We start from the raw sequence: 12174 nt of genomic DNA, 5'->3' as shown, positions 1-12174 counted from the left end.
CAAATAACTGATGCGAGTTTATAGCCGTTTTCGTTGTATTTCTGGGCTTTCTCCTAAACAAGTTGCATCAGTTATTTTCCGACAATTCCTAAATAGTCGCATAAGCAGCTTGGCAAATTGAGGATTATATTAAATGTCCCGCGGTTCTTCGAAACGAAGCGTCAGGAACGGTTTTCCGAAAATGGGGCATTAAAAAGAAGCTGTCCAAGGGAGGAGAGAATGGCATGAAAAAGATAAAATTATATCTGATGATTGGTATGATGGCAGTGGGACTGGCGGGCTGCGGGCAGACCGGGAGCCAGCCGGAAGGCCAAAGCGGCGGCCAGGCAGAAGAGCAGACCGGGAGCCGGACAGAAGGCCAGACCGGCAGCCAATCGGAAGACCAGAGCGGTGATGGGACGGAAGGGCAGACCGGGAGCCAGTCGCAAGACCGGACCGGCGGCCAGGCAGACAGCCAGCCGGAAGGACAGGGAGAAAGCCAGGCTGGCCAGCCGGATGCCGGGGCGGACGCTGCCTATACGTTTACGGACGATTTGGGACGTGAGGTCACGGTGGAATCCTATGAGCGGGTGGCGACTCTGCTGGGGAGTTATGCGGATATGTGGATACTGGCGGGCGGGGATGTCTGCGCAGCGCCGGACGACGCTTTCGTGGATCTAGACCTGCCCCTTGGGGAGGATACCGTGAACCTGGGAGAGACCAAGCGCCTCAGCCTGGAGCTTCTGCTTTCCGCAGACCCTGATTTCGTCCTGGCCAGCACCAACACCAGCCAGCATCTGGAGTGGCAATCGTCCCTGGAGGGCGCGGGCATCACGGTGGCCTATTTTGACGTGTCCTGCTTCGATGACTATCTGCGCGTCCTGAAGACCTGCACGGACATCACAGGACAGCCGGAACGCTACACCCAATACGGAACGGATATCCAGAAAGAAATAAACGAAATATTGAACAGAAATGCCGGAAAAAGCGCTCCCACCGTACTGTCCATGCGCGCTTCCGCCACCAGCATACGGGCCAAAGGCAACGGCGGCAACGTGCTGGGCGAGATGCTGGAGAGCTTCGGCTGCGTCAATATCGCGGACACGGACGACAGTCTCCTGGAGAGCTTAAGCCTGGAGAGCATAATGCTGATGGATCCGGATTTGATACTGATTGTCCAGTCCGGCGATGATATTGAAGGCACCCAGGAGAACATCGAGAACATGTTCCGGGAGAATCCCCTCTGGAACGAGCTGGGCGCGGTGAAGAACGGCCAGGTGCATGTCCTGGACAAGCATCTGTACAATCTGAAGCCCAACGCCCGGTGGGCCGAAGCCTATGAAGAGCTGGAGAAGATTCTGTATCCGGAGCAGGACGCTCCGCAGTAACCCCATGAACGGGCTGTGTCACCTTGTATGAAAGTGAGGCAATAAAGGGAACTGCCTGGGGGTTTACTGAGTGTCTGCACTTGGCGCACAATGACGTACACAAACCGCAAGGGCATGCGGTTTGGCGCGCTGCTGTCTTTCGCGGCTTTCCGCAGGCAAGATGCAGGACTTTTACAGCAAATCCCCACTCGGCGGAAGAAATGGCCGGAGCATCAGGACAGGACGGAGGAATCCTCGTATGTACAATAAGAACCATAACCGGCTGCTGCTCGGGGGCGGCATCGCCGTCTGCCTTTTGATCGCGGTGACGAGCCTGTGCCTGGGAAACGTCCATTTCACCCCGGTGCAGCTGATATCCCTTTTCCGGGGCCAGGGAGATAAGGTGAGCAGGAGCATCCTGCTGTACGCCAGGCTCCCCCGCACCCTGGCTTCCCTGGCGGCCGGGGCGGGGCTGGCGGTGTCGGGAGCCGTGCTGCAGAACGTGCTGGCCAACAGGCTGGCCTCCCCCGGCATCATCGGGGTCAACGCCGGAGCGGGCCTTGGAGTGACCCTCTGCTGCGCGGCGGGGGCATTGTCCGGCCTGGCCGTTTCCTGTGCGGCTTTCGGCGGGAGCCTGCTTACGGTTCTGTTCATTTTCCTGTTCTCCCGTCGAACCAATGCGTCCAAGACCACAGTCATCCTGGGCGGCGTGGCGCTGAACAGCATATTGAATGCCGTCTGCGAATCCGTGACGGTGCTGGACACGGACGTGGCCATGCTGAGCATCGACTTCCGGGTGGGCGGCTTCTCCGCGGTATCCTACATGCGTCTGCTGCCTGCGGCCGGGCTGATTGCGCTTGCGCTGGCAGTGCTGTTCACCCTGTGCAACGAGCTGGACGTGGTGACGCTGGGGGACGAGACGGCCCAGGGAGTGGGCCTGCAGGTGGGGCGGTACCGCATGCTTTTTCTGGTATTGGCCGCCCTGCTGGCGGGGGCTGCGGTGAGCTTCGCGGGGCTCCTGGGCTTCGTTGGGCTGATCGTGCCCCATTTCGTCCGCAGGTTCACCGGCAATGAGAGCGGGCGGCTCCTGCCCATGTGCGCTGTGGCGGGAGCGGGGTTCGTCGCCCTCTGCGATATGGCGGCCAGGCTGCTGTTCGCCCCCTATGAGCTGCCGGTGGGGATATTGATGTCCGTGGTGGGCGGGCCTGTTTTCCTCTATATGCTGATCCGGCATAAGGGCGGGCATGCCGGGTGAGATGTGGTTCCGCGGTTCCTCAGGGGATTTTTGTGACTTTTTTGGATACCTATAGAAGTATTTCTGACGCTATGGGCGGCTGCACCGTGAATATCTCAAACAGGAATACCTGGCATGGTACAGCTCCACATAGGGAATGCTTTTCCGAAAAGAGAATTTGCGTTGATTTCATAGGCATATTGCGATATAATTTGCTTAGTAACTGTTGGAAATTGACTGATACAATTTCTTATGCTGTATATGGAGGTGACAGATATGTATGCTTTACAGGAAACCATAAGGCCGTCGGCAGACCTAAGAAATCATTATAGCGAGATTTCCAGACAGTGCCGGGAAGGAAAGGAAGCTGTCATCATTACTGTCAATGGACGAGGCGATACGGTATCTCTCTCATATGAAGAATACAAAAACATGAAATCCCGTATAGAGTTGCTGGAAATTCTTACGGAGGCGGAGGATGATGTGAAGAACGGGCGTGTGGCCCCCATAAGCGATACCATCAGCGACTTGCGAGCCATGCTGCAGGAGGATTGATTTTGAAGTACAGGATTGTTCGTACCGATACAGCAGATGCAGGCATCCGGAAAATCATATTATATGTGGCTCAGAACTTCGGTAATAATGTGGCTTTGGAGCAGCTTGACGAAATAGAAAGCAGAATATCAAGTCTGGCAGACGATCCCTATATCGGGGCAGAGCCGAGATATCCGGTGCTGAAGAGACAGGGATACAAGATTTTGATACTCAAAAAAGATTTGGTATTCTATAAGGTCAACGAAGCGGACAGGGAAGTCGTCATTTATGCGGTAGTAGATCAAAGACAGGATTATCTCAATATTATCCGGGGGCTGTAAATCAATATTTTATCCTGGCCTGGGCATTCTTCCATTCGCCCATATGGCAAAAGCCATCTTGTCACCGCAATCCGCATGGATTGAAGCATCCAATGATACACAAAAAGAACGAACCCCTGGCTGTATGGCGAGTACAGTCAGGAGTTCTTCTTCTTTTTTGGAGAAGCGAACTGTCCGGGCTGGGCTACCACTAGTCTTCACTATCCAACCTCTTGCCCCCCTTTTTTCTGTTGCCAGGGGAAAATGCTTTCAGGAAAATCATGAATTTGTAGCTGTCAAGGGGCTGCGCTTATGATATACTTGTACCAGTGGGGCTGTAAAGCCGCAGAAGACCTGTGCCGGCAGAAAGAGCAGGCCGGGCAGCTATGGTGGCTGCTGTACAGGCTGTGTACAGCGATTAAAGCCTGTGCGCGGACGGTTGCGCAGGTCAGGAACGGCTTGGGAGAGCGGATTGGTGAGGTGCCGTGGCCAGGAAAGGAAGAGCCTGGCGGGAGAGGGAAGCAAAGGAGGCAGGGTTCAGATGGATGGCGCTATGGTTGAGATGGAGGATGTCCGGGCCGGGTACGGGAAGGCCGAGATTCTGCGCGGGGTGGACTTCCGGGCGGAAAGCGGTGAAATCACCACGATCATCGGCACCAACGGCAGCGGGAAGAGCACCCTATTGCGCACGCTGCTGGGATTCCTGCCCATGCGCTCCGGAGACATCAGAATAGACGGTATTTCGATAAAAGATATCTCCCGGACAGAGCTGGCCAGAAGGATCGCTTACCTGCCCCAGGGAAAGAACGTGCCCGACATCTCGGCAGGCCGCATGGTGCTCCACGGGCGGTTCCCCTACCTGACCTACCCCAGAAAATACAGGGAGGAGGACATGCGGATAGCCAGGCAGGCCATGGAGCAGATGGGGATAGCGGAGCTTTCCGAACAGCACATGTCCCGGCTCTCCGGCGGCATGCGCCAGAAAGTCTACATCGCCATGGCCCTGGCCGGACAGGCCCCCGTCATCGTCATGGACGAGCCCACCACCTACCTGGACATCGGGCAGCAGGTGAAATTCGCGGAGACAGTCCGGCAGCTGTCAAAAGAAGGCAAAACTGTCGTCTTAGTGCTGCACGACATTCTGCTGGCCCTGAAGATATCCGCCCGGATTGCCGCTTTGGGAGAGGGCAAGGTCATCTGGAGCGGCACGCCGGAGGAGATGCTCGCGCAGGATATGGCAAAACGGCTCTACGGCGTGGCCGTGGGAGCGGTAAGGACGGGTGCGGGGACGCAGTATTTCTATGAGATTGGGGATTAGATATATGCAGGATTCCCGCGGGCAGGCCGCGCAAAATGGCATAGGGGCGCAATTTTTGCTTCGCGGCAGGGGACTGTCTATAAAAAACGAATGCCAGTTCATGGTAGCTTCTGTGGTATTCCGGGCTTTATCCGAAACAAGTTATATCAGTTGTCTTCCGGCAGTTTCTGAGCGAGGAGAGGATGCCAGTCCGGACAGCAGAGCGCTCTCCCCATGCAGGACATAAGGCTGACGCTCCGCTGCAGACATTGGAGCATGCGGCTCTTCGCCGTGCCTAAAACTCCCGCCGCCCATACAGTCTCGCGGACAGCAGATAGGAGAGGGCCAGCAGAATCCCGCCTGCCGTGAACATCCCTCCGCTGACGATTAAAATGTGGTCAGAAGCATACACCAGCAGGTCGAAGATAAAAGTTCCGTTCCCCAGGAGCATATCATATTCTATCAACGCGATATAAGCCAGGCAGACGAGTAGCGCAGGCACATAATATCCCCAGACCTTCCCCTTCTGGTACCCCACCTTGAAGAGCAGCGGATACATGGCTAGGCTCATGACGCCGTAGAAAAGGAAACTGAAGGAAACCAGCGCCAGCTTCCAGCTGAAGCCCGGGTACCATTTGGAAAAAGAGACCAGATTGGCCAGGGGCATCATGGCCAGCCCCAGCAGGGCGCCCGCCGCGAACAGGAGAAAAGACAGGACGTATCTGCCGGTGACAATCGTCCGCCGCTGCACCGGCAAGGTCAGATAGAGCCGGTTCAGATCCCCCTTTTCCTCTATGGCGAAAGGATTCAGGGAGAAGGAGAACAGCAGGAAGGTTCCCATGGGTACCAGCAGGACAGGGGAAAAGCATCTCGTCACGAAAAGGCTCCCGGGGATGATCAGGAACCTGATACGATAGCATTTCATTGCAGACCAGTTCAATCTCAACATTCTAAGCATGTTTTCTGCTCCTTTCCATATAGACTACCACATCGTCGATCGTGGCCGGTTCCGTGACGGCGTCCGGGGGAAGTCCGCCAATCCTGTCCAGTTCCATGAGACATTCATAGCCGCTGCCGGTCTGGCGCAGGCCGATGGCGGCGGATTTCTTCCCCTCGGGAAGCACGTCGCCCCGCACCACGCAATAGCGGGAGACCAGCTCCTCTTTGTCCCCGGCATAGGAAATGGCGCCGCCGCTGATATAGACGATGCAGTCCGCAAGCCGTTCCAGGTCGCTGGTGATATGGGTGGAGAACAGGATTGTGCGGCTTTCCGGAACCAGATATTCCCGCAGGATGTCCAGCAGCTCGTCCCGGGCCGCAGGGTCAAGCCCGCCGGTGGGTTCATCCAGCAGAAGCAATCGGGTATTGCGGGAGAGATGGACGGCCAGGCCCAGCTTCTGCTTCATGCCCCGGGAAAAGCTCTTGAATTTCTTCCGGGGGTCGAGACCAAAGCGGGACAGGCAGCTTTTGTACAGGGCAGCGTCCCAGCCGGGATAGAAGGGGGACAGGCTTCTTTCGATATCCAGGGGCGTCCATTCCTCCTGGTAGTAGGGCTGGTCGAACAGGATGCCGATATCCTCCTTCGCGGCAGGGGCGTCGGCGGGCCTGCCCAGCAGGCGGATGTCCCCGCTGTCAGGAAAGGCCAGCCCGGCCATCATCCTTAAGGTAGTGGACTTCCCGGCTCCGTTGGGTCCCACAAAGCCGCAGCAGAGGCCTTCCGGCACGGTGAAGCTGATGTTTTTTAAGGAAAATCCCGGATAGGTCTTGCATAAACCATGGATTTCAATTGCATTTTTCATGGAAAATCTCCTCCAGTCTGTCTTGTAGTTCGGCAAGGTTTAGGCCTGCCGCTTTTCCCTTTTCCACCGCTGTCCGAAAGGCTTCATCGATGTTTTGCAGATACTGGCGGCGGACCATTTCTGCGTCCCCCTTGACGAAGCACCCCCGTCCCTGTACGGTGTAGATTAGCCCTTCCGCCTCCAGGTCGCTGTAAGCCCTGGTGGTGGTGATGACGCTCACACGCAGGTCTCTTGCCAGCTGGCGCATGGAGGTAAGGGGCTGGTTCGGGGCCAGCCGTCCGTCCAGAATCTGGGCCTTGATTTGTATCTTGATCTGCTCGTAAGTGGGGATGTCGCTTTGCAGGGAAATATGGATATTCATTTTGGGCATCACCTCCGGTCTGTAGGTTTCCTCGCGGTGCCGCCGGTTCTTCGGCATGGTGAGGTGTTGTTTTGTGGAGTGTTTACTGTATATATTGAGTATATGCACTATGGGCGAATCTGTCAAGAGGGAATTGTCTACAAATAACTGCTACGAGTTTAAAGCCGTTTTCCTTGCATTTCTGGGCTTTTTTCTAAAGAAGTTGTAGCAGTTATTTTCCGACAGTTCCAAATGAAAAATTTTCCACCTGTGCGGTTGCAATGCACAGATGGAAAATTTCCGACGATGCGGTTGCGGCCAAGACAGGCGTGATATCAGTATCCTGGTTCGGCGAAATTCTCATATTGATTTGGATTTTATATAGCGTTAAGATTTCTCATGAGAAGCCGACAACAAAAAATGCCTTTGACTTTACCCTTACGGTAAAGTGTATACTTTAAAGAAAAGGAAGGTGATTATCAGTGCTGTCTATTGGTGAGTTTTCAAAAATATGCAAAGTATCTACAAAAACTCTCAGATATTACGCTGAAATAGGGCTTATTCTGCCAAGTGAAATCAACCCGGAAACCGGATATAGGTACTATGCGATTGAACAGTTAGAAACTATGCTGCTTATTATCCGTTTGAAAGCATACAATTTCTCATTGGAGGAAATAAAGCAGATGATAGAATCGGGAGAATTGTATGAGGAAAAATTGTATGCTGCCCTAACCCGAAAACGGGAAGATATAAAAAAGCAATTACATGAACAGGAGAAGCGTCTGTATCAACTGGAATGCGATATATCGAACCTAAAAAATGGGAAGCCCATTATGTCATATTTAGATGATATTGATGTAGAACTTGTGGAGGTTCCGGTGATGTGCCTGCTCTCCATCCGCAAAATGGTTCAAGCAGATAATTTTTCTGACGATTACGGCGTTTGCTTTGGGAGGCTATCAGGCAGGATAAGGAAAGAAAATTTAACCATAGCCAATCCCCCAATGGTTTTATTCCACAGCAATGAATTTAGCCCGTTTGGTTTAGACACAGAATTTGCTGTCCCTATTAAAGAATATGTGACTGGAACAAGAGATTTTAAGGCGGGGTTATGTCTGAAAACTGTTGTAAAGGGAAGCTATTCGATTTTATCTTCTGTATATGCAAAGCAGATAAAATGGGCAGAACAGAAAGGGTATGAATGCACCGACGCATTGTTTGAAGTGTATGTAACAGACCCCTCTCAGGTTGCGGAGGAAGATGAACTGATTACAGAAGTCTATTATCCAGTTAGAAAAATTTAAAGCGGAGGTCGATCAAACGGCATGAAACAGGAGCAAATAACATCTTTAGAAAATAAAATAAAAAAAGAATATGGCAATATAACCGGAATCATTGTACTGAAAGATAATAATGCTGCTTACGAAAGTTATTTTAATCAGTGTTCAGAAAATGACCCCATTCATATTTTTTCGGTGACGAAAAGCATCATTTCCATGTTATTCGGAATTGCCTTAGATAAAGGCTGTATCAAAAACCTTGATGAAAAAGTAATTGATTTTTTTCCAAATTATCAAACCAGGAAAAGGGAGAAAACAATACAGCATGTTACAATCCGGAATCTGCTTACAATGACCGCCCCCTATAAGTATAGGTTTAACCCTTATCCAAAATATTTTTCCAGTGATGATTGGGTAATATCCTCTCTTGATCTTTTGGGCGGAAACGGAAAAATTGGGAATTTCAAATATGCTCCTGTCATCGGAATTGATATTTTATCGGGCATACTTGTCAATGCTACAGGGAAATCCGTATTAGAATTTGCACAGGACAATCTTTTTTCTCCGTTGGGAATTTCGGTGGATAAAAACATCTATTTTCAAAGCAAAGAAGAACAACTGGATTTTTATCAATCAAAGGGTGCAAACGGCTGGGTTGCTGACCCGAAGGGAACGAATACGGCTGGCTGGGGATTATCCCTTACAACTATGGATATGGCTAAATTAGGGCAGTTATATTTGAATGAGGGACATTGGAACGGCAGACAGGTTATTTCCGATCAATGGATTTTCGAGAGTACGCAGGTACAAAGCGTTTGGAAAGCACGCCATTTAAAGTATGGGTATTTGTGGTGGGTTATAGATGAAGCGGAGCATTCGTATGCGGCTTTAGGTGACGGTGGAAATGCGATATATGTCAATGTTAAAGACAAAATTGTAGTCGCTATTTCCTCTTTATTTGTTCCAAGAGTGAAAGACAGGATAGATTTCATAAAAAGAGAGATTGAACCCCTATTTATACTGTGCACCGGTTAAATTTGCAGTACAAGTAAAATTAAGTATATGATAGTCGGACAGCCGCAAGCGGAAAATAAAAAACCGTTGTTGGCGGCAGTATTGCGGCGCTACTCCGCGCGCATCAAATTTAAAATTCCGTTTCGACCGTTAGGGGTAACAAAGAGGGCGAAATCAGCAGACTGCTTGTTACGCCTTAGTTTTACGGTGATAAGGAAGTATTCACAACAGCTTATTTGGTTTTAGGGTGTAATTATAAAAACTTACTAAATTTCTGATTATCTTTTCATAAGTTGGTAAATGCCGATATATCCCGTATTTTAGGGCTTTATCGGTATTTTCTTTTTGGAAGATACCTTGCATAAGCTGGCATTTACCAGCATGAAAATGCAACCAAAAGTAGTAAATGAGTAGTAAATATAAGCTCCGATATTAACAAGCCAGCCTTTCCAGTTCTGCTTTTGCAGATTGAAATGTACCGTGTGCGTAATAGCCAAGTGTCATGGTTATGTTAGCGTGTCCCATGAGATATTGCAGGGTGTTTGGGTTCATTCCTCTGTTTGCCATATTCGTACAATAAGTATGTCGGAATGAATGTGGTGTAATGTTTGGTAACTTATCTGTGTGATACTTGTTATACTTCTTAATCAGTCCTCGCACCATGCCCTCATAGTTTCCTGCAACTTTAGGTAATCCCTCACGGTTTAAGAATAGGAAATTGCTGTAACCACCTACAATTAGCGGTTGTGTATTTCCTCTGTTCTTTAGTATTCTTTGGATTGCTTGATAAGCTCGTTCTGTCAATGGGAGTTCTCGTTTACCGTTTTTCGTCTTTGGCGTTTCAATATAGTAGCCGATTTCGCTATCTTTCAATAACTGGTGGTCTATATTGAGTATTCTGTTCTGCATATCAATATGCGTCGTCAATCCGCAAAATTCAGAAATACGAAGCCCCGTTTCCAGCAGAAGCACAACCTCATCATAATACTTACTGTAAATCTTGTCCTTTTCCATAAAGGCAAGAAGGCGTTCTTCCTGCTCTGGTGTAAGGATAACTTTCGGCTCTGTATCATCTTCCAGAACATCACTTAGCTTAAATTCAAACGGGTTCTTTCTGATACAGTCGTCCTGTATCGCCATGTAAAATGACGCTTTCAAGGAACGCTTATAGTTATCAATCGTTTTATAGGCATATCCTTTTTCGCTCATTCTGATAGCCCATTCTTTAGCGTCTGACTGTTTAACAGTATCAATCGCCCTCATACCCAATGGGTCATTTTTCAGAGCGTTCATAAGATACTGGCGTCCTTTTTCAGTAGCCCTTTTGATGTTCTTTCTTTGGCTGTTCTTCTTCTCGTAGAGCTGGCAGACTGTCATTTTACCGCCTGCTGTGTCGATACCGTCGTTAAGGTCTTTTTTTATCTGTGCTTCTTTTTCCCTCAACGATATATCATCACGCTTTCCAGCAGGTGTCTTGTCTGTCGGTACAAGTTTCCAAGAATAGATAAATTGTGGCTTTCCGTATATATCGGTATATTTATAAACGTATCTTCCGTCTTTTCGCTGGCTCTCTCCATTACGCAAATTGCGATTTTTACTGTCTTTTCGTTTCACATTAGACATAGTGTAAAGCTCCTTTCCGTCATGGAATGAGCCGTGATACGCTATACTTTATTATACCATATCTACGGCTCAATGACATTAGATTTCGTCCAATGTATCTATGATTTTTTCAAATTGTTTTCGCTTAATCTGAATACGGTTACCATTCACGATAACCCAGCCAGCGTCAATATTTTCTTCGGCTAATTTACGCAATTTCTTTTCGCCAATGCGGAAGTATTTAGACGCTTCTTCAATCGTCAGCGTATATTTTTCCCAGATAGGCACATCAGTATTGTTCATAATCTATGCACCCCCTTTACTGTGTGTCATTTTTTACAAGCAGGCAGACGGCTTTGGAAAGCTCCGTTAGTATTCCAACTATTCCCATTCTTGTGGGCAGAACCGCACCATGCGGACGTATCATTATTCTGTGAGGATAGGTTGTGGCAAAACGACTTTTCCAACAGTCGCTCTCGGATCACTGCGTGGGTCGCTCGCTTTCTTTTTGAAAAGGTCGTGGCGTACAGTCCCCGTGGCTCGCTATCTCACAAACGTATCTGTCTGCTTTATTCATTTGTCAAAGAGCTGTGGCGAAAGCGTGTTGCTTTCATGTAAAAGCAGGTGCAGAGCAGGAAAGAGGGGATTGAACAAATCATGCTCTGCGATTACTGCTTGTTATTCTTCTTCAATTTCTAAGGCAATATCAAACCCTAAAATCATTTTGATAAGTGCTTCTCGGATAAGTCCCTTTAATTCCATATCTACAACAATATAAACATTACCGTATTCATCATAGAGTGGACGCAGACAGCACTTTGATATGTATGGGTCATAAAATGCCAGTATCTTTTCAATCGCTTTTTCGTCCCCGTCCATAGCCTGCGAAAGCAAATAGTAGGACGGTTTTTTCATTGTGTGTTTCATTTGCTATCTTTTCTCCTTTAATATTTTTTTCATAAGCTCTAATGAATTGTGTCGGTTTTGAAAAACACCACTTCTTGAAATGTTTTGTCTTTTTGCAATCTCGGTATCGCTCATTTCCAAGAAATAATACATTAGCAAATTCTCTCGATTACGTTCAGACGTATGCAGACAATGCTCAGGATGATTGGATTCGGCGACAATGCCGGTTCCGGTTTTCCGGCGATTTTATCTGCATGGGAAAATGAGGGTTGGATAAAACCCGAATTGAAAGAAGACACGAGACTGAATCAGGTTACTCTGACATTAAAGATGGTATATGCAAATGAAGAGGAAATGAAAGAAGATAGGAACTTCAATCAAAAAAATGAAAGGAGTTTGAAAGAAGTTTTGAAAGAAGTTTTAATGTAAGTAGGTAATCATCCGTACCTTGACTTTCAAAAATAGCCACCTGTTTATCAGGTGGCTTAAGTCATCTCTTATT

General features: G+C 49.0%; 15 protein-coding genes and 1 pseudogene. 9 read left to right on the top strand and 7 right to left on the bottom strand.

Features of this window, described 5'->3' with window-relative positions:
• Nucleotides 1-224 precede the first annotated feature (224 nt).
• The 6 genes from NFS35_RS13920 (at nt 225) to NFS35_RS13895 (ending at nt 4752) form a co-directional block, all read left to right on the top strand.
• Nucleotides 225-1367, top strand: coding sequence for an ABC transporter substrate-binding protein (locus NFS35_RS13920; RefSeq protein WP_251207727.1), 1143 nt, complete (start codon nt 225-227; stop codon nt 1365-1367).
• Nucleotides 1368-1605: 238 nt separating this feature from the next.
• The gene (locus NFS35_RS13915) at nt 1606-2601 is read left to right on the top strand and encodes a FecCD family ABC transporter permease (protein ID WP_251207726.1); all 996 of its coding nucleotides are present in this window, start codon (nt 1606-1608) and stop codon (nt 2599-2601) included.
• 255 nt (nt 2602-2856) lie between these two features.
• Nucleotides 2857-3135, top strand: a complete 279-nt coding sequence (locus NFS35_RS13910) for a type II toxin-antitoxin system Phd/YefM family antitoxin (protein ID WP_251207725.1) — start codon at nt 2857-2859, stop codon at nt 3133-3135.
• 2 nt (nt 3136-3137) lie between these two features.
• Entirely contained in the window at nt 3138-3455 is a 318-nt protein-coding gene (locus tag NFS35_RS13905) for a type II toxin-antitoxin system RelE/ParE family toxin (RefSeq protein ID WP_251207724.1), read from the top strand.
• A 291-nt stretch (nt 3456-3746) separates the two neighbouring features.
• A complete protein-coding gene (locus NFS35_RS13900; protein WP_251207723.1) occupies nt 3747-3995 on the top strand; it encodes a hypothetical protein in 249 nt (82 codons plus the stop codon).
• The gene (locus tag NFS35_RS13895; RefSeq protein ID WP_251207722.1) at nt 3976-4752 is read left to right on the top strand and encodes an ABC transporter ATP-binding protein; all 777 of its coding nucleotides are present in this window, start codon (nt 3976-3978) and stop codon (nt 4750-4752) included. The genes NFS35_RS13900 and NFS35_RS13895 overlap by 20 nt, the downstream gene beginning before the upstream one ends.
• Before the next feature lie 274 nt (nt 4753-5026).
• On the opposite strand, the gene NFS35_RS13890 is transcribed toward NFS35_RS13895, so the two are convergent.
• The 3 genes from NFS35_RS13890 to NFS35_RS13880 are packed head-to-tail and all read right to left on the bottom strand — an operon-like array spanning nt 5027 to nt 6891.
• A complete protein-coding gene (locus NFS35_RS13890; RefSeq protein ID WP_251207721.1) occupies nt 5027-5689 on the bottom strand; it encodes an ABC-2 transporter permease in 663 nt (220 codons plus the stop codon).
• On the bottom strand, nt 5682-6530 hold the full coding sequence (locus tag NFS35_RS13885) for an ABC transporter ATP-binding protein (RefSeq protein WP_251207720.1): 849 nt from the start codon (nt 6528-6530) through the stop codon (nt 5682-5684). Before NFS35_RS13885 ends, NFS35_RS13890 begins: the two co-directional genes overlap by 8 nt.
• A complete protein-coding gene (locus tag NFS35_RS13880) occupies nt 6514-6891 on the bottom strand; it encodes a GntR family transcriptional regulator (RefSeq protein WP_251207719.1) in 378 nt (125 codons plus the stop codon). The genes NFS35_RS13885 and NFS35_RS13880 overlap by 17 nt, the downstream gene beginning before the upstream one ends.
• A 461-nt stretch (nt 6892-7352) precedes the next feature.
• Here NFS35_RS13880 and NFS35_RS13875 point away from each other — a divergent pair, with 461 nt between their 5' ends.
• Both NFS35_RS13875 and NFS35_RS13870 read left to right on the top strand, forming a co-directional pair.
• Nucleotides 7353-8174, top strand: coding sequence for a MerR family transcriptional regulator (locus tag NFS35_RS13875; RefSeq protein WP_251207718.1), 822 nt, complete (start codon nt 7353-7355; stop codon nt 8172-8174).
• Between the two features lie 21 nt (nt 8175-8195).
• Nucleotides 8196-9185 (top strand): serine hydrolase domain-containing protein, encoded by a 990-nt coding sequence (locus tag NFS35_RS13870; protein ID WP_251207717.1) that lies wholly within the window; start codon nt 8196-8198, stop codon nt 9183-9185.
• A gap of 411 nt (nt 9186-9596) precedes the next feature.
• Here NFS35_RS13870 and NFS35_RS13865 read toward each other — a convergent pair whose 3' ends face one another.
• The 4 genes and pseudogenes from NFS35_RS13865 to NFS35_RS13850 form a co-directional block, all read right to left on the bottom strand.
• Complete coding sequence (locus NFS35_RS13865; RefSeq protein ID WP_251207716.1) at nt 9597-10787, bottom strand: site-specific integrase; 1191 nt, start codon at nt 10785-10787, stop codon at nt 9597-9599.
• A 78-nt stretch (nt 10788-10865) separates the two neighbouring features.
• On the bottom strand, nt 10866-11069 hold the full coding sequence (locus NFS35_RS13860) for an excisionase (protein WP_004613735.1): 204 nt from the start codon (nt 11067-11069) through the stop codon (nt 10866-10868).
• Nucleotides 11070-11444: 375 nt separating this feature from the next.
• A complete protein-coding gene (locus NFS35_RS13855; RefSeq protein ID WP_002323370.1) occupies nt 11445-11693 on the bottom strand; it encodes a helix-turn-helix domain-containing protein in 249 nt (82 codons plus the stop codon).
• Nucleotides 11694-11696: 3 nt separating this feature from the next.
• A pseudogene (locus NFS35_RS13850) lies at nt 11697-11852 on the bottom strand (sigma-70 family RNA polymerase sigma factor); the annotation flags it as partial.
• A gap of 12 nt (nt 11853-11864) precedes the next feature.
• Between NFS35_RS13850 and NFS35_RS13845 the strand changes: the two are divergent.
• A complete protein-coding gene (locus tag NFS35_RS13845; protein ID WP_251207715.1) occupies nt 11865-12101 on the top strand; it encodes a hypothetical protein in 237 nt (78 codons plus the stop codon).
• The last annotated feature ends 73 nt before the right edge of the window (nt 12102-12174 follow it).

The organism is Acetatifactor aquisgranensis, assembly GCF_943193215.1.
Lineage (GTDB): Bacteria > Bacillota > Clostridia > Lachnospirales > Lachnospiraceae > Acetatifactor > Acetatifactor aquisgranensis.
This window is presented reverse-complemented; position numbering and strand designations above follow the sequence as displayed.